Source organism: Myxococcus hansupus, from assembly GCF_000280925.3.
Lineage (GTDB): Bacteria > Myxococcota > Myxococcia > Myxococcales > Myxococcaceae > Myxococcus > Myxococcus hansupus.
In genome coordinates, this window is record NZ_CP012109.1 from 2,791,372 (window position 1) to 2,814,540 (window position 23,169).

Below are 23,169 nucleotides of genomic sequence, written 5' to 3' on the forward strand. Positions count from 1 at the left end.
CGGTCAGGGCGCCTCAGCCGGCTGCGTGTCACGGGAGTTGAACAAGGAGGACAGGGCCTTCACGAGCGCGTCCAACGCGGGGGCGCGCAGGAGGCTGTAGTGGTCGCCGGGAACATCCACGACGTCCACCTTCGCGGCGAATGTACCCCAGCCACGGTCGGACGACATGGGCCCTGTCGCCTCGCTCTCGGTGCCGCGGAACACGGTGAGGGCACCGGAGTACGGCTGGAGCGTGTGCTGCCGCAGCGCTTGATGATTGGCGACGAACACGCGCTGGAGCGTGCGGAGTTGTTCCAGGCCGACCTCGGGGACGAAGACGCCTGACTCGCGCCCCTTCTGAAGCAGGGCTTCCAGTTGGGCGTCGGGAGGCAGCGTGCTCACTGCGCCCGCGTCGGACACGTCCACGCCCGAGGTCCGGGCCAGGTCGAGCGCGAAGAGCGTGGCGGCGGAGTCGTCCTCTCCCGCGACGGCGCCCTGGGCAAGGGCCGTCGGGCTGGGCTCGATGAGCGCCAGCACGTCCACGGATTCGCCCTGCGCGTGTAGCAGCCGCGCCATCTCATGCGCGACGACCGCGCCGAGCGACCAACCGCCGAGCCGGTACGGGCCGTGCGGTTGGACGGTGCGGATGGCCTCGACGTAGGCCTGGGCCATCTCCGAGAGGGACTTGCGCGGCGGCTGTCCGCCGTCGAGCCCCTGGGCCTGCAGGCCGTAGACGGGCTGCTGCCGCCCCAGCCGGCGGGCCAGCTCGACGTAGGCGAAGACGTTGCCGCCCACGGGGTGAACGCAGAAGAACGGCGTCCCAGTGCCTTCGGGTTGCAGCGGCACCAGCGGCGACCAGCGCCTGGGCTCCTGCCGCAGCAGCGTGGCCAGCTCCTCCACCGTCGGCGCCTGGAAGAGCGCGGCGATGGGGAGGTCTCGGCCCAACCGCTCGCGAATCTGCGCGACGAGACGGACGGCGAGGAACGAGTGGCCTCCCAGTTGGAAGAAGTCATCGCGCGCGCCGACGGACGGGAGGCCGAGGACCTCTTCGAAGAGGCGTGCCAGCTCCAGCTCCGCGACATCGCGCGGCGCGACCTGCGAGCGCGACGCGGTGCCGGCTTCCGGGGCGGGGAGCGCCTTGCGGTCGACCTTGCCGTTCGGCGTCAGCGGGAAGGCACCCAGCGTGATGAACGTCGAGGGCACCATGAAGGCAGGGAGCTGTTGGCGCAGGTGTGCGCGGAGGGCTTCCGGCTCCAGTGTGACGTTCGCGCTCGGGACGACGTAGGCGACGAGCCGCGTGTCTCCAGCGGAGAAGACATGCGGGGTGACCAGGGCCCCCTCGACGTTGGGATGGGCCTGGATCGCGGACTCGATTTCACCCAGTTCGATGCGGAAGCCGCGCAGCTTGACCTGGAAGTCGATGCGGCCGAGGTACTCGAGCTCGCCGTTGGAGAGCCAGCGGACGCGGTCTCCGGTGCGGTAGAGGCGAGCCCCCGGCGTGTCGGTGAAGGCGTCGGGGATGAAGCGCTCGGCGCTGAGGTCGGGACGGCGGAGGTAGCCGCGCGCGAGGCCGGCGCCGCCGATGAAGAGCTCACCCGGGATCCCGGTGGGGACGGGCTGAAGCTGCGCATCGAGGACGTAGAACCGCACGTTGGCCAGTGGGCCGCCCAGCGTGGGGCGCGGTCCTGCGCCACGGATGGCCCTGGCGGTGGAGTCGACGGTGCACTCGGTGGGGCCGTAGACGTTGAAGGCCTGGAGGCGCGGATGCGTGGACAGCCGTGCCCACAGCGCGTCGTCAATGGCTTCGCCACCGACGAGGACGCGCAGGTCGCGCGTGCCCAGACCCGCGTCGAACAACATGCGCAGGTGCGAGGGCGCGCAGTCCAGGACGTCGAGGTGATGCTTCTCGACCCACGCGACGAGCAACGAGGCGTCCTCGCGGGCCGCTTGCGGAACGACGCACAGGGTGTGTCCGTCGGAGAGCTGGACGAGCTGCTGCACGGAGGCGTCGAAGGAGAGCGGCGCGTTGAGTGAGACGCGCAGCGGCGAGGTGACACCGTCGTAGACGGTACGCGCGAGGGCGGCGCGCAGGTTCATGACGGAGCCGTGCGTGACCTCCACGCCCTTGGGCCTGCCCGTGCTGCCGGAGGTGTAGATGACGTAGGCGGGGTGGGCCGCGGAGGCGAGCGGCGACGGGTTGTTCGCGGGGAAGGCCGCGGCGGAGGCCTCGTCGAGGCAGAGGACGTCGACGCCGTGAGGCGCGAGTGAATCCGCGAGGTGAGGCTGCGTGAGGACGAGCAGGGGCTGCGCGTCCTGGAGCATGAAGCCGATGCGCTGCGCCGGGTAGGTGGGGTCGAGCGGGAGGTATGCGCCGCCCGCCTTGAGGATGGCGAGGAGGGCGACGAGCATGTCGGCGGAGCGCTCGAAGCAGAGCGCGACGCGGACTTCGGGACGGACACCCCGCTGACGCAGGAGCCCCGCCCACTGGTTGGCGCGCTGATTGAGCGCGCTGAAGGAGAGAGACGCCTCATCGGAGAGGACGGCGAGCGCGTCAGGCGTGCGAGCGGCCTGGGCCTCGAAGCGCTCGTGGAGGCACCCGTCCCAGGAGAACGACTGGTGGGTGTCGTTCCACGTCGAGAGCAGTTGCTGGCGCTCCGAGCCCGCGAGGATGGAGAGCGAAGAGACGCTGCTCTCGGGGTGAGCGACCACCGCCTCGATGAGCGCGTGGAAGTGCGCGGCCATGCGCTGAGCCGTCGCGCCATCAAACAGGTCCGAGTTGTAGTTGAGCGTGCCGCCGTAGCCGCCGTTGGTCTCAGCGAGCGTGAGCGTCAGGTCGAACTTGGCGAGCGGGCTGTCAAACGAGAGGGGCCGGACAGTGAGGCCCGTCAGGTCGAGCGCCTCTTGAGGCGTGTTCTGCAGAGAGAACATCATCTGGAATAGGGGCGAGTGGCTGAGGCTGCGCTGAGGGCGCAGCTCCTCGACGAGCTTCTCGAAGGGGACGTCCTGGTGCTCGTAGGCGCCCAGGGTCGTCTGCTTCACCTGGGCGAGGAGCTGGACGAAGGACGCACCAGAGTCGATGCGCGCGCGCAGGACGAGCGTGTTGACGAAGAAGCCGATGAGGCCTTCGAGCTCGGAGCGGGTCCGGCCTGCGATGGGCGATCCGACGCTGACGTCATCCTGACCCGAGTAGCGAGACAGCAGAAGCTGCCAGGAGGCGAGCAGCACCATGAAGGGCGTGGCGCCGTGCGTGTGTGCCAGTGCATTGATACCGGCCGCGAGCGCCGGAGGAATGGCGAAGGGCAGGGAGTCGCCGCGGTACGTCTGAACGGCGGGACGCGGCCTGTCGGTGGGCAGCTCGAGGACAGGCGGTGCGCCCGTGAGCTGGTCGCGCCAGAAGTCGAGCTGGGCCTGGAGGACGGGGCCGTGGAGCCAGCCGCGCTGCCACGCCGCGAAGTCCGCGTACTGAATGGGCAGCGGCGAGAGCGGCGACGGCGTGCCCTGCGCCAGTGAGAGGTAGAGCGCACCGAGCTCACGGATGAGCACGCCCATGGACCACCCGTCGGAGACGATGTGGTGGAGGGTGAGGACGAGCACGTGCCGCTCGGAATCGAGTCGGAAGAGGCGAGCACGCAGCAGCGGACCTTCGGACAGGTTGAACGGACGCTGGGCCTCTTCGGAGACCTGGCGACGCGACTCCGCGTCCTGCTCGGCTGGCTTCAGTCCGCTGAGGTCGACGAGGGGAAGCGGGACCTCGAGGTGCGGAAGGATGCGCTGGACGGAGTCCGCACCCTGCGCCGCGAAGGTGGTGCGAAGAGACTCATGCCGGAAGGTGAGCGCTTCCAGTGCCTGCTGGAGGAGCGCTGGCTGCAGAGCGCCCTCGAGAAGGACCGCGGTGGGGATGTTGTAGGCGGCGCTGCCGGGCTCGAGCTGATCGATGAACCAGAGGCGTTGCTGGGCGAACGAGAGCGGGAGGTTTCCGTCGCGTGCAGCGGGCACGAGCGGCGGTGCGGCTGCGCTGGGGCGTGTGCCCGCGTCGATGCGAGCAGCCAATGCGGCGATCGTCGGTGCCTCGAAGAGCGCGCGCAGGGGCAGCTCGATGCCCAGGTCCCGGCGAAGGCGTGAGACGACCTGCGTGGCGAGCAGGGAGTGCCCACCCAGCGAGAAGAAGTCGTCCGTCCTGCTCACCTTGTCGACGCGGAGGAGCTGCGCCCAGAGCGAGGCGATGCGTTCCTCTGTCGGCGTTTGCGGAGCCTCGAAGGCGCGCGAGTCGGAGAGCTGCGAGGCGATGGGCGCGGGGAGCGCCTTCCGGTCAACCTTGCCGTTGGGTGTCAGAGGCAGGGCGGCGAGCGGCACGAAGAGGGCGGGCACCATGAAGTCCGGCAACCGCTCGCGCACGAAGTGGCGGAGAGCCTCTGTATCGACGGAGGGTGACGCGACGACGTACGCGACGAGGCGCTTGTCGCTTTCCGAGAAGGCGTGGACGAGAACGACGGCGGAGTCGACGCCGGGGTGCGCCCGGAGCGCGGACTCGATTTCACCCAGCTCGATGCGGAAGCCGCGCAGCTTCACCTGGAAGTCGATGCGGCCGAGGTACTCGAGCTCACCGTTGGGCAACCAGCGGACCCGGTCGCCCGTGCGGTACATGCGGCTGCCGGGGACGTTGGCGAACGGGTCGGGCACGAAGCGCTCGGCGGTGAGGTCCGGCTGACCGAGGTAGCCGCGAGCGAGGCCAGCGCCGGCGAGGTAGAGCTCGCCCGGAGCGCCGACAGGCTGGAGTTGGAGCTGAGGGGTGAGGACGTAGGCGCTGGACTGAGGAAGAGGAGCGCCGATGGAGGGCTCGACGACGTCGGCGGGGACCCGGGTGAAGGTGGAGTAGGTGGTGTCCTCGGTGGGGCCGTAGAGGTTGAAGACGTCCTGGACGGAGGTGGAGGCGTAGAGGGCGCGCGCGAGGGTGCCCGGGAGAGGTTCACCCGCGAGGTTGATGGTGCGCACGGAGGCGGGAATGGCCCCGAGGCGGAGCAACTCCGCGATGGCGGAGGGCACGGTGTTGAGGAGCGTCACCTCCTGCGCGGCGGGGAGCGTGGCAAGGGCCAGCGCGTCGTCGGCGAGCAGGACGCAGCCACCGCAACTGAGCGGCGCGAAGAGCTCGAAGACGGAGAGGTCGAAGCAGACGGAGGTGGAAGCGAGCGTCCCCGCGAGCTGGGCCGGAGAGAAGGTGCGCGTAGCCCAGTCGAGGAAGGAGGTGGCACTGGCGTGGGAGATGGAGACGCCCTTGGGCTTGCCGGTGCTGCCCGAGGTGTAGATGAGGTAGGCGAGGTTGTCGTCGCCGACGGTGGAAGCCGGCGCGTCGGTGGGCAGCGAGGCGAAGTGAGCCGGCAGCGCGTCGAGGAAGACGGTGCTGGTGGCCGGGAAGTCGAGCTGCAGGGACGCGGGCAGAGCCTGGTGCGAGAGCAGGAGGCGAGGCTCGGCGCTGGAGAGCGTCGACTCAATCCGCTGACGGGGGTAATTGGGGTCGAGGGGGACGTAGGCGCCGCCCGCCTTGAGAATGGCGAGGAGGGAGACGACCAGCTCGGCCGAGCGCTTCATGCAGACAGCGACGCGGACATCGGGCCCCACACCGAGAGACTTCAGCAGGTGAGCGAGGCGGTTGGAGCGAGCCTCCAGCTCTCGGTAGGAGACGCGCTCGGTGCCGACGACGAGGGCGGTGGCGTCGGGCGTGAGAGTGGCCTGCTCCGAGACGCGCTGGTGGATGAGCCCACGGCGCAGCGGGGTGCGCAGGTCGTTCCACTCCGTCAGCAGTCGCTGGCGCTCGATGCTCGAGAGGAACGAGAGAGAAGAGACGGCCTGCTCGGGGTGCTCGACAATGGTTTCGAGCAGCGAGTGGAAGTGCGCGGCCATCCGCTGGACTGTCGAGGCGTCGAACAGGTCCGAGCTGTAGTCCAGGACACCTTCGAGGGCTCCGTTCACCTCGGTCATCACCAGACTCAGGTCGAACTTGGCGACCGGACTGTCGAACGAGAGTGACCGGACGGTGAGTCCCGAGAGGTCGATGGCCTCTTGAGGCGTGTTCTGCAGAGAGAACATCACCTGGAAGAGGGGCGAGTGGCTCAGGCTGCGCTGCGGGCGCAGTTCCTCGACGAGCTTCTCGAAGGGGACGTCCTGGTGCTCGTAGGCGCCCAGGGTTGTCTGCTTCACCTGCCCGAGGAGCTGCGCGAACGAATCACCCGCGTCGATGCGTGCGCGCAAGACGAGCGTGTTGACGAAGAAGCCAATGAGGCTTTCGACTTCAGTCCGCGTGCGGCCGGCAATGGGCGATCCGACGCTGATGTCGTCCTGTCCCGAGTAGCGAGACAGCAGGAGTTGCCAGGAGGCGAGCAGCACCATGAACGGCGTGGCGCCGTGGCTTTGAGCCAATGCGTTGACGCGTGTGGCGAGTGTCTGCGGAATGGTGAAGGAAAGCGTGGCGCCGCGATACGTCTGGACAGCGGGCCGAGGCCTGTCCGTGGGCAGCTCCAGGATGGGCGGAGCGCTCGCGAGCTGATTGCGCCAGAAGTCGAGCTGGGCCTGGAGGGCCGCCCCCTGAAGCCAGCCGCGCTGCCACGCCGCGAAGTCGGCGTACTGAATGGGCAGCGGCGACAGCGGCGACTGCGTGCCCCGAGCCAGTGCGATGTAGAGCGCGCTCAACTCCCGGATGAGCACACCCATGGACCAACCGTCGGAGACGATGTGGTGGAGGGTGAGCACGAGCACGTGCCGCGCGGGGGCGAGGTGGAACAGTCGCGCGCGCAGGAGCGGGCCGTCCGCGAGGTTGAAGGGGCGCTGGGCTTCCTCGGAGACCCGACGACGCGTCTCCGAATCTTGCTCTGTCTCAGGCAGGTGACTCAGATCGACCTGCGGGAGCGGGACATCGATCGTCGGAAGGATGTGTTGCGCCGCATCGCCTGCTTGAGCGGGGAACGTGGTCCGGAGGGATTCGTGCCGGAGGGTGAGTGCCTCCAACGCTTGCTGGAGCAACTCGGGCTGGAGGTCGCCTTCCAGAAGGACGGCGGTGGGGATGTTGTAGGCGGCGCTGCCGGGTTCGAGCTGGTCGATGAACCAGAGGCGCTGCTGGGCGAAGGAGAGGGGCAGGTCACCGTCGCGTGAAGAGGGCACGAGCGGCGGCGCGGATGCGCTGGGACGTGAGCCGGAGTCGATGCGAGCGGCGAGCAATGCGAGGGTCGGCGCCTCGAAGAGCGTACGCAGGGGCAACTCGATGCCCAGCTCACGGCGGAGGCGCGAGACGACCTGCGTGGCGAGCAGGGAGTGCCCACCCAGCGAGAAGAAGTCGTCCGTCCTGCTCACCTTGTCGACGCGGAGGAGCTGCGCCCAAAGCGAGGCAATCAGCTCTTCCGTCTTCGTCCGAGGCGCCTCGAAGGAACGCGAGTCCGAAAGCTGCGAGGCGATGGGCGCCGGGAGCGCCTTCCGGTCGACCTTGCCGTTGGGTGTCAGAGGCAGGGCGGCGAGCGGCACGAAGAGGGCGGGCACCATGAACTCAGGGAGCCGCTCACGGAGGAAGAGTCGGAGCGCGTCGGTGTCCAGAGCCGCGGAGGGAACGACGTACGCGACGAGGCGCTTGTCGCTGTCCGAGAAGGCGTGGACGAGGACAACGGCGGAGTCGACGTCGGGGTGCGCCCGGAGCGCGGACTCGATTTCGCCCAGCTCGATGCGGAAGCCGCGCAACTTCACCTGGAAGTCGATGCGGCCGAGGTACTCGAGCTCACCGTTGGGCAACCAGCGGACCCGGTCGCCCGTGCGGTACATGCGGCTGCCGGGGACGTTGGCGAACGGGTCCGGGACGAAGCGCTCGGCGGTGAGGTCCGGCTGACCGAGGTAGCCGCGAGCGAGGCCAGCACCCGCGAGATAGAGCTCGCCCGGAGCGCCAACAGGCTGGAGTTGGAGCTGAGGGGTGAGGACGTAGGCGCTGGACTGAGGAAGAGGAGCGCCGATGGTGGGCTCGACGACGTCGGCGGGGACCCGGGTGAAGGTGGAGTAGGTGGTGTCCTCGGTGGGGCCGTAGAGGTTGAAGACGTCCTGGACGGAGGTGGAGGCGTAGAGGGCGCGCGCGAGAGTGCCCGGGAGAGGCTCGCCCGCGAGGTTGATGGTGCGCACGGAGGCGGGAATGGCCCCGAGGCGGAGCAGCTCCGCGATGGCGGAGGGCACGGTGTTGAGGAGCGTTACTTCGCGCGCGGCGGGCAGCGTGGCGAGGGCCAGCGCGTCGTCGGCGAGCAGGACGCAGCCACCGCAACTGAGCGGGGCGAAGAGCTCGAAGACGGAGAGGTCGAAGCAGACGGAGGTGGAAGCGAGCGTCCCCGCGAGCTGGGCCGGAGAGAAGGTGCGCGTGGCCCAGTCGAGGAAGGAGGTGGCGCTGGCGTGGGAGATGGAGACGCCCTTGGGCTTGCCGGTGCTGCCCGAGGTGTAGATGAGGTAGGCGAGGTTGTCGTCGCCGACGGCGGAAGCCGGCGCGTCGGTGGGCAGCGAGGCGAAGTGAGGCGGCAGCGCGTCGAGGAAGACGGTGCTGGCGGCCGGGAAGTCGAGCTGCAGGGACGAGGGCAGAGCCTGGTGCGAGAGCAGGAGGCGAGGCTCGGCGCTGGAGAGCGTCGACTCAATCCGCTGACGGGGGTAATTGGGGTCGAGGGGGACGTAGGCGCCGCCCGCCTTGAGAATGGCGAGGAGGGAGACGACCAGCTCGGCCGAGCGCTTCATGCAGACAGCGACGCGGACATCGGGCCCCACGCCGAAGGACTTCAGCAGGTGGGCGAGCCGGTTGGAGCGAGCCTCCAACTCCCGGTAGGAGTGGCGCGCGGTGCCGACGACGAGGGCGGTGGCCTCGGGCGTGCGAGCGGCCTGCTCGGAGACGCGCTGGTGGATGAGCCCACGGCGCAGCGGGGTGCGCAGGTCATTCCACTCCGTCAGCAGTTGCTGACGCTCCGTGCTGGGGACCAGCGGGAGCTTCCACACGGGCTGGGTCGCATCGGCGGCAATGCCTTCGAGCAGGACACCCAGGTGCCCGGCCATGCGCTGAATGGTCGCCGCGTCGAACAGGTCCGAGTTGTAGTTGAGCGTGCCGTTGTATCCGCCGTTGGACGCGGCCAACGCGAGGCTCAAGTCGAACTTGGCCACCGGGCTGTCGAGTTCGAGAGGCCGGACGGAGAGACCCACCAGATCAAGCGCCTCTTGAGGCGTGTTCTGCAGAGAGAACATGACCTGGAAGAGGGGCGAGTGGCTGAGGCTGCGCTGAGGGCGCAGCTCCTCGACGAGCTTCTCGAAGGGGACGTCCTGGTGCTCATAGGCGCCCAGCGTCGTCTGCTTCACCTGGGTGAGAAGCTGCACGAAGGACGCATTCGCGTCGATGCGAGCCCGCAGGACGAGCGTGTTGACGAAGAATCCGATGAGGCTTTCGAGCTCCGCGCGAGTGCGGCCTGCGATGGGTGAGCCGACGCTGATGTCATCCTGTCCGGAGTAGCGAGACAGGAGGAGCTGCCACGCCGCCAGCAGCACCATGAAGGGCGTGGTGCCGTGGCTCTGGGCGAGCGCGTTGATGCGGGCCGCCAGCGCCTGGGGGATGGTGAACGGCAGGGAGTCGCCGCGATACGTCTGGACGGGAGGACGCGGCCTGTCGGTGGGCAGCTCCAGGATGGGCGGAGCGCCCGTGAGTTGATTGCGCCAGAAGTCGAGCTGGGCCTGGAGGACGGGGCCCTGGAGCCAGCCGCGCTGCCACGCCGCGAAGTCCGCGTACTGCACCGGCAGCGGCGCGAGAGGTGAAGGCAGGCCCTTCGCCAATGACAGATAGAGCGCACCGAGCTCACGGATGAGCACACCCATGGACCACCCGTCAGAGACGATGTGGTGGAGGGTGAGCACGAGGACGTGCCGGGCGTCCGCGAGGCGGAAGAGGCGTGCTCGGAGGAGAGGACCCTCCGCGAGGTTGAAGGGGCGCTGGGCCTCCTCGGCGACCCGGCGGCGCGTCTCCGCGTCCTGCTCGGCTTGGTTCAACCCGCTGAGGTCAACCAGGGGAAGCGGAACCTCCAGGCGCGGGAGGATGCGCTGGATGGCGTCCTCACCTTGCGCGGCGAACGTGGTGCGCAGGGACTCATGCCGGAGGGTGAGTGCCTCCAGGGCCTGCTGGAGCAGCTCGGGCTGGAGGTCGCCTTCCAGAAGGACGGCGGTGGGGATGTTGTAGGTCGCGCTGCCGGGCTCCAACTGGTCGATGAACCAGAGACGCTGCTGCGCGAAGGAGAGCGGCAGGTCGCCGTCGCGTGAAGCGGGCTGGAGCGGTGGCGCGGACGCGCTGGGCCGCGAGCCCGCGTCGATACGAGAGGCCAGCGAGGCGAGCGTCGGCGCCTCGAACAGCGCGCGCAGGGGCAACTCGATGCCCATCTCACGGCGGAGCCGGGAGACGACCTGGGTGGCCAGCAGCGAGTGCCCACCCAGTGAGAAGAAGTCGTCGGCCCTGCCCACCTTGTCGACGCGGAGGAGCTGCGCCCAGAGCGAGGCGATCAACTCCTCGGTCTTCGTCTGCGGTGCCTCGAAGACGCGCGCGTCCGAAAGCTGAGAGGCGATGGGGGACGGGAGCGCCTTCCGGTCGACCTTGCCGTTGGTCGTGAGGGGAATCGCGGCAAGCGGCACGAAGAGGGCGGGCACCATGAACTCAGGCAGGCGCTCGCGCAGGGAGACGCGGAGGGACTCCGTGTCGAGGGTGGCCGCCGAAGCGGGGACGACGTAGGCGACGAGGCGCTTGTCGCTCTCCGAGAACGCGTGGACGAGGACGACAGCGGTGTCGACGTCGGGGTGAGCCCGAAGCGCGGCTTCGATTTCACCCAGCTCGATGCGGTAGCCACGGACCTTGACCTGGAAGTCGATGCGGCCGAGGTACTCGAGCTCTCCGTTGTCCAACCAGCGGACGCGGTCCCCCGTGCGGTAGAGGCGTGCCCCCGGCGAATCACCGAAGGCGTCGGGGATGAAGCGCTCGGCGGTGAGGTCGGGGCGGCGGAGGTAGCCGCGCGCGAGGCCGGCGCCGCCGATGAAGAGCTCGCCCGGAACGCCCGCGGGAACAGGCTGGAGGTGCGAGTCGAGGACGTAGAAGCGCGCGTTGGCCAACGGGCCACCCAGCGAGGGCTGAGGCCCCGCGCCACGGATGGCCTTGGCGGTGGAGTCGACGGTGCACTCGGTGGGGCCGTAGACATTGAAGGCCTGGATGTGCGGATGCGAGGCGAGACGCGCCCAGAGGGCTTCGTCGATGGCCTCACCACCCGAGAGGACGCGCAACGCCCTGGAGCCCAGCCCTTCATCGAGCAGGAGCCGCAGGTGGGACGGCGAGCAGTCGAGGACGTCGAGCTGGTTTCGCTCCAGCCACGCCACCATCAGGCGCACGTCTTCGCGCACTTCCTTGGGGATGACGCAGAGGGTGTGCCCGTCGGTGAGCTGCACGAGCTGCTGGACGGAGGCGTCGAAGGAGAGTGGCGCGTTGAGAGAGACGCGAAGAGACGATGTGACGCCCGCGTACACCGTACGCGCGAGGGCCGCGCGCAGGTTCATGACGGAGGCGTGGGTGACTTCGACGCCCTTGGGCCTGCCGGTGCTACCCGACGTGTAGATGACGTAGGCCGGGTGGTCGGCGGAGGCGAGAGGAGGCGGATTGGTGGCGGGGAAGTCAGCGGCAGCGGCGTCATCGAGGCAGAGGACGTCGAGGCCGTGAGCGGAGAGAGACTCAACGAGGTGCGGCTGAGAGAGGACGAGCAGGGGCTGCGCGTCCTGGAGCATGAAGCCGATGCGCTGAGCGGGGTAGGCCGGGTCGAGCGGGACGTAGGAGCCGCCAGCCTTGAGGACGGCGAGGAGGGCGACGAGCATTTCGGCGGAACGCTCGAAGCAGAGGGCGACGTGGACCTCGGGACGAACGCCCCGGTGACGAAGGAGGCCGGCCCACTGATTGGCGCGCTGGTTGAGAGCGCTGAAGGAGAAGGAGGCTTCGTCGGAGAGGACGGCGAGCGCGTCGGGCGTGCGAGCGGCCTGAGCCTCGAAGCGCTCGTGGAGGCCGCCTTCCCAGGGGAGCTGCTGTCCGGTGGCATTCCAGTCGCGAAGGATGCGCTGCTGCTCCTCCGTCGACAGCAACGTGACCTGGTCATGACGCGCATCGGGCGTCGTCGCGAGCGTCTCCAGCGCGCGCAGGTAGTACTGGCTGACGGTCTTCACCCACGAGGCATCGCGCGTCGCGCCCGTGCTGGACACGGCGAAGTCGAGCGCCGACGTGGCGGGGTCCAGGGAGAACGAGACGTCGAGCGGGAGCTCCATCCAGGCCGCGGCATCGACCTCTTCGATGACCCGGATGCCTTCGCGCTCCATCATGTCGCCCATGACGTGGAAGTGGACGAAGTTGAAGAGCGTCTGGAACAGGGGCTGGCCGCCGAGCTTCTTCTTCAGCCGCGCCATGGGGTAGCGGCGGTGCGGTAGCAGCTCGCGCTCCCGCTTGGCGACCTCGCGAATCAGCTCCCGCCAGGTGCCACCCGTGAGCATGAGCGGGAAGGGCACGCTGTTGAGGAACAAGCCAATCATGCGCTCGCCGTCCGCGACCTCGGGACGGCCGTTGCTGACGAGGCCGGTGACGACCGAGTTGCTTCCGTCCACGAAGCTGGACACCCGCAGGTGCGTGGCCAGCAGCACGCTCTTGAGCGAGACACCCAGCTCCTGCGCCACGCGCTGCAAGCGCTCCTGAAGGTCAATGGACACACTGACCTTGTGGCGGTGCATCATGTCGGGCTGGCCGCTCTGGCTGGGCGGCCGCGCGGTAGGCGGTTCGACCTCGCTCATGCGCTCCAGCCAGAACTGCTCATCGCGTCCCGAGGACAGCGATTCCCTCTCCAGCGCGACGAACTGGCGGTAGGTGACGGCCAGCGGGGGCGCCGCGGGCGAGTCACCGCCGGCGAGCAGCTCCAGGTATCGGCCGAGCAGCTCGGTGAAGACAGACGTCGCGCTCCAGCCGTCCAGGATGGCGTGGTGGAACAGGAACGTGAGCTGGAGCGTGGTGTCGCTGCGCCGGTGCACGGTGGTGTGCAGCAGCGGAGCCCGGGTCCAGTCGAAGTTCTGCCGGCGGTACGTCTCCGCCCAGTCGCGCAGGAACACGTCCTGCTCCGCCCTGGAGAGGTGGCGCAGGTCCTCGAAGCGCAGAGAGGGCTCCACCTGCCGGTGCACGAACTGGATGGGCTCGCTGTAGCCCTCCAGGTCGAACGACGTCCGGAGGATGGAGTGACGGTTCATCACCTCCTGGAGCGCCTGGCGAATCCGCGTCTCGTCCAGCGCCAGCTCCAGGTGGAGGCTGAACATGTCGTGGTAGATGCCCGTGCCCACGTGCAGCGTGCTCTCGAAGAGCATGCCGGACTGGAGGTACGTCAGCGGGTAGGCGTCCTCGACACCCTCGGGCATGCGCTGCCGGTCCTCCTCGGTGAGGAGGCTGAACGGCGAGGACTCCACGGCGGGCTTCACATGGGCCGTGGACTTCAGCTCGGACGACAGCTCGCGGATGGTGGGGTGCTGAAGGAGCGCCATCATCGGCAGCTCCAGCCCCAGCTCCCGCAGCTTCGCGACCACCTGGATGCTGCGCATCGAGTCGCCACCCAGGTCGAAGTAGCTGTCATCGATGCCCACCTGCTTCACGCCCAAGACCTCGCACCAGACCCTGGCGAGCGCCACTTCGGCGGGCGTGCGCGGCGCTTCGAACGGGAGCCCTTCTTCGCGAGCCTCGGCCTCCGGCGGGGGGAGGGCCTTGCGGTCCACCTTCCCGTTGGCGTTGAGCGGCAAGGCCTCCATGGGCACGAAGACCGCCGGAACCATGTAGTCCGGCAGCCGCTGGGCCAGGAAGTCATGCAGCGCGCGCGGCTGCACGGACTCCGGGCCATCCATGCCCACGAGGTACGCGACGAGCCGCTTGTCACCGGGTACGTCCTCGCGCACCGCCACCACGGCCTCCTGCACGCCGGGGGCGCGCTGGAGCTGCGCTTCGATTTCGCCCAGCTCGATGCGGAAGCCGCGCACCTTCACCTGGAAGTCGGTCCGGCCCAGGAACTCCAGCGTGCCGTCCGCGAGCCAGCGTGCACGGTCTCCCGTGCGGTAGAGGCGCGCGCCGGGAGCGCTGCTGAACGGGTGCGGAACGAACTTCTCCGCGGTGAGGTCCGGCCGGTTCAAGTAGCCCCAGGCGAGGCCGTCGCCACCGACGAACAGTTCACCCGGAACACCCACGGGAGCGGGCTGCAGGAAGGTGTCCAGCACGTACGTGGTGGAGTGGCCCAGCGGTCGGCCGATGGGAACGGAGGACCCCAGCGACATGCCAGGGCGCAGCGTGTACGTCGCGGAGAAGGTGGTGTTCTCCGTGGGGCCGTAGCCGTTGACGAGCACGGCGTTGGAAGGCACGCGGGACAGGTGCTGGAGCACGCGCTGCATGGGCAACACGTCGCCACCCGCGAGCACCTGCCGCACCGTCGCCAGCGAGGCGCCCATGTGGAGGACGGCCTGCTCGAAGAGGGCCGCCGTCAGCCACAGCGTGGTGACGCCGTGCGCCTCCAGCAGGGCGCCCAGCTCATTCAGCGCGGGCGTTCCGGGAGGCGCGAGCACCAGCCGTGCGCCGTGGAGCAAGGCGCCCCAGATTTCCAGCGTGGATGCGTCGAAGGCCACCGGCGCGAGCTGGAGGAACACCTCATCGGGGCCGAACTGGATGAACGGGTTGGCGCACACCAGACGCACCACGCCCCGGTGCGGCACGCACACGCCCTTGGGCACGCCCGTGCTTCCGGACGTGAACATGACGTAGGCCAGGTCGTCGCCGCCCACCTTCGCGGGCGGCGGAGCGTCCGCGGGCTGCCGCGCGAGCATGGCTTCATCCGCGTCCAGGCAGACGAACAGGGAGCCACCCGCGGGCAGCTCGTCCGCCAGCTCCTCCAGTGTGACGATCACGCTGATGCCGGCCTCCTGGAGGAAGAACGAGATGCGCTCGGCCGGATAGCCTCGGTTGATCGGCACGTAGGCGCCGCCCGCCTTGAGGATGCCCAGCAGACCCACCACCAGTTCGAATGAGCGTTCCAGGCACAGGCCCACACGCGTGCCAGCGTCCACACCGTAGGCGCGCAGGTGATGCGCGAGCTGGTTGGACCGCTGATTCAGCTCACCGTACGTCAATTGCTCATCACCGAAGATGAGCGCCACCGCATCCGGAGTCCGCGCCGCCTGCTCCGCGAAGCGGACGTGGATCGGCATGTCCCTCGGGTAGTCGGCGGACGTGGCGTTCCAGTCCAGGAGGACCTGCTGACGCTCGGAGACGGGGAGCGGGCTCAGGTCGGAAAGACGCGCGTGCTCGTTCGAGACGAACGCCTCCAGGAGCACGCGGTAGTGCTCCATCATCCGCGCGACGGTGGCGCGGTCGAAGAGGTCGGTGTCGTAGTTGAGCACGCCGCTCACCCCGTCCGGCCCTTCGCCGAGCACGAGGCTCATGTCGAACTTGGCGGTCTCGATGTCCACGTCCAGCACGCGGAGCGACAGGCCCGGCAGCTCGAGGCGAACGGGGGGCGTGTTCTGCAGGGTGAACGTCACCTGGAACAGCGGCGAGCGGCTCGTGTCGCGCGGTGGCTTCAGCACCTCCACCAGCTTCTCGAAGGGGACGTCCTGGTGCTCGGTGGCGCCCAGCGTGGCCTGCTTCACCTGGGAGAGCAGCTCACTCACCGTGAGCTGTGGCGACAGCCGCGCACGGAGGATGACCGTGTTGACGAAGAAGCCAATGAGGTCTTCCAGCTCCGAGCGGTTGCGTCCCGCCACGGGCGAGCCCACGGACACATCCTCCTGTCCCGAGTAGCGCGACAGCAGGAGCTGCCAGGCGGCCAGCATCACCACGAAGGGCGTGGTGCCGGTGCGCCGGGCCAGCTCCTGGATGCCCTGGGCCACGGAGAGCGGGAGCTGGACGGGGAGGCCCGCGCCGCGATTGGCTTGCACCGCCGGGCGAGGTCTGTCCGTTGGAAGCTCCAGCGCCGACGGGGCCCCCGTGAGCTGCTCCCGCCAGTAGTCGAGCTCCGCCTCCAGGACGGGCCCCTGCATCCAGTCGTGCTGCCACCGGGCGAAGTCCGCGTACTGCACGGGCAGTTCCGGCAGGCTGGGGGCGCCGCCGCGAAGGCCGGCCTCGTAGAAGGCGGCGACCTCACGGACCAACACGCCGATGGACCAACCATCCGAGATGATGTGGTGCATCGTGACGAGCAGCACGTGGTGCTCGGGGGCGAGCCGCAGGAGGCGGGCCCGGAAGAGCGGGCCGCGCTCCAGGTCGAAGGGCCGGTGGGCCTCTTCGTTCGCCAGCGTGCGCGCCTGCGCCTCGCGTGCGGACTCCGGCAATGAAATCAGGTCCTCCACCGCCAGCGTGAAGCTGACGTTGGGATGGAGGACCTGGACGGGGAGTTCCTCGTGATTCCGGAACGTCGTGCGCAGGGCGGCCTGGCGGCTCACCACGGCGCGGAGTGCCTGCTCCATGCCGGCAGGGTCCAGCGCTCCGTCGATGCGAACCGCCGCGGGGATGTTGTACGCGGCGCTTCCCGGAGCCAGCCGGTCGACGTACCACAGTCGGCGCTGCGCGCTGGACTGGGGCAGGGGCTGTCCGGCGGGGGCCGGCTTCAGCGGAGGAAGGGCGCTCTGGCCCGGCGTCGCGTCCAGCTTCGCGGCCAGCGAGGACACCGTCCGCTGCTCGAACAATGCGCGGAGCGGGAGCTCGACGCGGAACGTCGAGCGGATGCGTGAGACGAGCTGGGTGGCCAGCAACGAGTGGCCGCCGAGCTCGAAGAAGTCGTCATTCGCGCCAACGGGCTTCACCCCGAGCAGGTCCTCGAAGAGCCCGGCCAACGTCTGCTCCGTACCCTCTCGCGGCGGCACGTGCGTGCGCGTCCCGGCCTCGTGCGGCGCGGGCAGCGCGTTCCGGTCCAGCTTCCCGTTCGTGTTGAGCGGGAGCGCCTCCAGCACCATGAGCGCGGAGGGCACCATGTACTCAGGCAGCCGCTCCTTCAGGAAGGTTCGCAGCGTGGCCACTTCCAGGGCCTGGCCCGCGGTGGGAACGACATAGCCCACGAGTTGAGGGGCCGCGCCGTCCTTGCGGACGATGACCGCGGACTCGCGCACGTCGGCGTGCTCGGTGAGCGCGGCTTCGATTTCACCCAGCTCGATGCGGAAGCCGCGCAGCTTGACCTGGAAGTCGATGCGGCCGAGGTACTCGAGTTCTCCGTTGGCGAGCCAGCGGACGCGGTCTCCGGTGCGGTAGAGGCGCGCACCCGGCGAAGCGCTGAAGCCGTCCGGGATGAAGCGCTCGGCGGTGAGGTCGGGGCGGCGGAGGTAGCCACGCGCGAGGCCGGCGCCACCGATGAAGAGCTCGCCCGGGACACCCGTGGGCACAGGCTGAAGCTGCGCGTCGAGGACGTAGAAGCGCGCGTTCGCCAACGGACCGCCCAGTGAGGGACGGGGCTCCGCGCCACGGACCGTCTTGGCCGTCGAGTCGACGGTGCACTCGGTGGGGCCGTAGACGTTGAAGGCCTGGAGGTTCGGGTGTGCGGACAGCCGCGCCCAGAGGGCTTCGTCGATGGCTTCACCCCCCACGAGGACGCGCAGGGGCTGCGCACCGAGCCCTTCGTCGAGCATGAGCCGCAGGTGGGACGGCGAGCAGTCCAGGACCTCCACCCGGTGACGCTCCAGCCACGCCACCATCAGGCGCACGTCTTCGCGCACCTCCTTGGGGATGACGCAGAGGGTGTGTCCGTCGGTGAGCTGCACGAGCTGCTGGACGGAGGCGTCAAAGGCAAGCGGCGCGTTGAGCGAAACGCGAAGCGGAGACGTGACGTCTGCGTACACCGTACGCGCGAGGGCCGCGCGCAGGTTCATGACAGAGGCGTGGGTGACTTCGACGCCCTTGGGCTTGCCGGTGCTACCCGACGTGTAGATGACGTAGGCCGGGTGGTCGGCGGAGGCGAGAGGAGGCGGATTGGTGGCGGGGAAGTCGGCGGCAGCGGCGTCGTCGAGGCAGAGGACGTCGAGGCCGTGAGCGGAGAGCGACTCAACGAGGTGCGGCTGAGAGAGGACGAGCAGGGGCTGCGCGTCCTGGAGCATGAAGCCGATGCGCTGAGCGGGGTAGGCCGGGTCGAGCGGGACGTAGGAGCCGCCAGCCTTGAGGACGGCGAGGAGGGCGACGAGCATTTCGGCGGAACGCTCGAAGCAGAGGGCGACGTGGACCTCGGGACGAACGCCCCGGTGACGAAGGAGGCCGGCCCACTGATTGGCGCGCTGGTTGAGAGCGCTGAAGGAGAAGGAGGCTTCGTCGGAGAGGACGGCGAGCGCGTCGGGCGTGCGAGCGGCCTGCGCCTCGAAGCGCTCGTGGAGGCCGCCTTCCCAGGGGAACGGCTGGTGGGTGTCGTTCCAGGCGGAGAGGAGTTGCTGCCGCTCGGTGCCGGACAGGAAGGAGAGCGAAGAGACAGCCCGCTCGGGGTGCTCGACGATGGTTTCGAGCAGCGCGTGGAAGTGTACGGCCATCCGCTGGACGGTCGCGGCGTCGAACAGGTCCGAGCTGTAATCCAAGACGCCTTCGAGCGCACCGTTGCCCTCGGTCAGTGAGAGCGACAGGTCGAACTTGGCGACTCCGCTGTCGAGCGCGAAGGGACGGAGCGCCAGTCGCGGCAGGTCGAGGGCCTCTTGAGGCGTGTTCTGGAGGGAGAACATCACCTGGAAGAGAGGCGTATGGCTGAGGCTGCGCTGCGGACGCAGCTCCTCGACGAGCTTCTCGAAGGGGACGTCCTGGTGCTCATAGGCGCCCAGGGTCGTCTGCTTCACCTGCCCGAGGAGCTGAACGAAGGACGCACCGGAGTCGATGCGCGCGCGCAGGACGAGCGTGTTGACGAAGAAGCCGATGAGGCCTTCGAGCTCGGTGCGCGTGCGGCCGGCGATGGGGGAGCCCACGCTGACGTCGTCCTGTCCCGAATAGCGAGACAGCAAAAGCTGCCATGCCGCCAGCAGCACCATGAACGGCGTGGCGCCGTGGCGCTGGGCGAGCGTGTTGATGCGAGCCGTCAGTGTGGAGGGAATGCTGAAAGGCAGCGCCGCTCCACGGTACGTCTGGACGGCGGGACGGGGCCTGTCAGTGGGCAGCTCGAGAACGGGCGGAGCGCCCGTGAGCTGATTGCGCCAGAAGTCGAGCTGGGCCTGGAGGACCGCGCCCTGGAGCCAGCCGCGCTGCCACGCCGCGAAGTCGGCGTACTGCACCGGCAGTGGGGCCAGTGACGAAGGCGTGCCCTGCGTCAGCGACAGGTAGAGCGAGCCCAACTCACGAATGAGCACACCCATGGACCAACCGTCGGAGACGATGTGGTGGAGGGTGAGCACGAGCACGTGTCGCGCGGGGGCGAGGCGGAACAGTCGCGCGCGCAGGAGTGGGCCGTCCGCGAGGTTGAAGGGGCGCTGGGCCTCCTCGGAGACGAGGCGGCGGGTCTCCGCGTCCTGCTCGGCTTCCTGCATTCCGCTCAGGTCGACCCGCGGAAGCGGAACCTCCAGGCGCGCGAGAATGCGCTGGAAGGCGTCCTCACCTTGCGCGGCGAACGTCGTGCGGAGGGATTCGTGCCGGAGGGTGAGTGCCTCCAACGCTTGCTGGAGCAGCTCGGGCTGGAGGTCGCCTTCCAGGAGGACAGCGGTGGGAATGTTGTAGGCAGCGCTGCCGGGCTCCAACTGGTCGATGAACCAGAGACGCTGCTGGGCGAAGGAGAGCGGCAGGTGTCCCTCGCGTGAAGCGGGCACGAGCGGCGGCGCGGACGCGTTGGGACGCGTGCCCCCGTCGATGCGTGAAGCCAACGCGGCGAGCGTCGGCGATTCGAAGAGGGCGCGCAGGGGCAGCTCGACGCCCAGCTCGCGACGGAGCCGGGAGACGACTTGCGTGGCCAGCAGCGAGTGCCCACCCAGCGCGAAGAAATCATCGGCCGCGGTGATGGACTCGACGCCGAGCAGCTCGGTCCAGAGCGCGGCGACCCGCTTCTCGGTCTCGGTCTCCGGTGCGCGCGCCGCGGCGCGGGCGAGGGACTCCGCGCCGGGAATGGGGAGCGCGCGGACGTCCAGCTTGCCGTGCGCGGTGAGCGGCAGCGCGGGCAGGGAGACGAACGCGGCGGGGACCATGTAATCGGGGAGCACCTCGGCGAGGCGCGCGCGCAACGACGCCGCATCCAGGGCCGCATCCCCCTGCGGCACCACGTAGGCCACCAACCGTGAGTCACCGGACGCGTCCTTCCGGACCATCGCCGCGGCCTGCCGGGCTCCTGCGTGAGCGACGAGGGCGGACTCCACCTCGCCCAGCTCCACGCGGAAGCCTCGCAGCTTCACCTGCGCGTCCAGTCGGCCCAGGAACTCCAGCGAGCCGTCCGCGCTCCAACGCACGTTGTCGCCCGTGCGATACAGCCGCCCACCCGGCGTGCCGCCGAACGGGTCGGGAACGAACTTCTCCGCGGAGAGGTCCGCGCGGCCCAGGTACCCACGCGCCAGACCCACGCCGCTGATGAACAGCTCGCCCGCGACGCCCGCGGGCACCAGCTCCATGGCGCCATTGAGCACGTACAGCCGCGTGTTGGGCCACGGCTTGCCCATGTCCGGCGCGCGCGTGCCGTTCGCCGCCAGCGGCTCACGGGTGATGGAGGCGCAGACGGTGACCTCGGTGGGGCCGTACGCATTGAGCAGACGGACGCGGCCAGCCCAGGCCTGGACCAGCTCCGGCGTCAGTGCCTCGCCCGCGCAGATGAGCGTCTCCAGCGACGACAGGCCCCGCGGCTCCAGCCGTGCGAGCACCGACGGCGTCAGGGTGACGGCGGTGATGCGATGCTCGTCCAGCAACGCACGCAGCGGTGCGTCGGGCAGCAGCCGCTCCCGCGGCGCCATGACCAGCGTGGCTCCCGCGACGAGCGTGGCGAACACCTCGCACACGGCGGCGTCGAAGCCGGGGGACGCGAACTGAAGAACGCGGCCCTGGGGGTGGTAGCCGTGCGCGTGCGCGGCGGCCACGGCGGTGTTCACCAGACCGCGATGGCTCAGCAGCGTGCCCTTGGGACGGCCGGTGCTTCCCGACGTGTAGATGATGTACGCGAGCTGCGCGGGCTCCACGGCCGTGACGGGCGGCGCGTCCGACGGGTTCGCGGCGATGCGTGCGCTCTCTGCATCCAAGAGCACGCGAACGGGGCCGGCGGGGAGCAGTGACTCCGGCAGGGTGCTCAGGGTCAGCACCACCTCGATGGCGGCGTCCCGCACCATGAACGCCAGTCGATCCGAGGGATACGTCGGGTCGAGGGTGACGAACGCACCCCCGGCCTTGTGGATGGCGAGCATGCCCACCACGAGGTCTTCCGAGCGCTCCACGCACAGGCCGACGCGAGACTCCGGTCCCACGCCCAGCGAGCGCAGGTGATGCGCGAGCGCGTTCGCCCTCGCGTCGAGCTGGCTCCGGGTGAGGCGCGTGTCCCCAGCGATGACGGCGAGCGCGTCCGGTGCGTTCCGGGCCTGCGCTTCGATGAGCTGGTGCGCGCCGCGGTCCTCGGGGAAGGGGGCGGCGGTGTCGTTCCAGCTCACGAGCAGCCGCTGGCGCTCCGTGGGCGTGAGCAGCGGGAGCTGTGCGATGGGCAGCGCCACGTCCGCGACGAGCGCCTCCAGCAGCACCCGGAAATGACCGACCATGTGCTCCACGGTCGACACGTCGAACAGGTCGGTGCTGTAGGTGAGAATCCCGCTGAACCCGTTGGGCGACTCGGCCAGGGCCAGGGTGAGGTCGAACTTGGTGGCGGTGATTTCCGGGCGCAGGACTTCCAGGCCCAGGCCCGGCAGGCGCTGCTCGGTGCCCGGCGTGTTCTGCAGCACGAACATCACCTGGAAGAGCGGTGAGTGGCTGAGGCTGCGCTCCGGGCGCAGCTCCTCCACCAGCCGCTCGAAGGGGACGTCCTGGTGCTCGTAGGCGGCCAGCGTCGTGCGCTTCACGTTCGCCAGCAGCTCGGGGAAGGTCTGCGCAGGAGACACCTGGGTGCGCAGGACCAGGGTGTTCACGAAGAAGCCGATGAGACCTTCCAGCTCGGTGCCACGGCGTCCCGCGATGGGCGAGCCGACGCTGATGTCGTCCTGGCCGGAGTAGCGCGACAGCAAGAGTTGCCACGCGGCCAGCAGCACCATGAAGGGCGTGGCGCCATGCCGCTGCCCCAGCGCGATGATGGCTTGCGTGAGGGGGTTGCCCAGCTCCACGCGGACCGCGCTGCCCCGGAAGGTCTGCGCGGCGGGGCGGGGACGGTCGGTGGGCAGCGCCAGCGTGGGCGCCGCGCCCGACAAATGGCCGCGCCAGTAGTCGAGCTGCTTCTTCAGCACCGGCCCCTGCATCCAGTCCCGCTGCCAGACGGAATAGTCGGCGTACTGCACGGGCAGGGGAGGCAGCACGGGCTCGCGCCGGGTGGCGTGGGCCGAATAGAGCACGGCCATCTCCTGGGCCAGCACGGCGGTGGACCAGCCGTCGGAGATGATGTGGTGCATGGACAGGAGCAGCACGTGCCGCTCGGGCGACAGGCGCAGCACGGTCGTCCGGAACAGCGGCCCCTGCTCCAGGGAGAAGGGACGGCGCGCCTCTTCCGCGGCGACGCGCCGGGCCTCCGCTTCGCGCGTGGCCTCGGGCACGCCCGTGAGGTCGATGACGGGCAGCGCCACCGTGCCTTCGGGATGGACCACCTGGAAGGGCAGGTCGTCATCGCCTTGTTGGAACGTGGTGCGCAGCGCCTCGTGTCGGCGGACCAGGTCCGCCAGGCCCTGCTCCATCGCGCGCAGGTCCAGCGCGCCATCCAGCCGCACCGCCACCGGGATGTTGTAGGTGGACGAGCTGCCGCCCTCGAGCTGATTGAGGACCCACAGGCGTTGCTGGGAGAAGGACGCGGCCACCGGGCCGCTGCCTTGACGCCGCGGGATGCCCGGTGCCGCCTGGGCCTCCTGCTGCTTCTGCCGCTGTCGCAGCAGGGCTTCGAAGAGCTCCCGCTGCTTGGGGGACAGCTTGCCAAGTTCCTTCGAGATGTCGCGCATGGAGAGGCGTCCGGATGGAATGCGCGCCCACCGCCAGCGAGGCTGGCATCCGGTGGGCGCGGAAAAGGGTCCGGC

General features: G+C 69.5%; 1 protein-coding gene. It reads right to left on the reverse strand.

All coding sequences use genetic code 11. The annotated features are described in order from the left end of the window. Window positions 1-3: 3 nt before the first annotated feature. Window positions 4-23,094, reverse strand: a complete 23,091-nt coding sequence (locus A176_RS11400) for a non-ribosomal peptide synthetase (RefSeq protein WP_049872272.1) — start codon at window positions 23,092-23,094, stop codon at window positions 4-6. Window positions 23,095-23,169 lie beyond the last annotated feature (75 nt).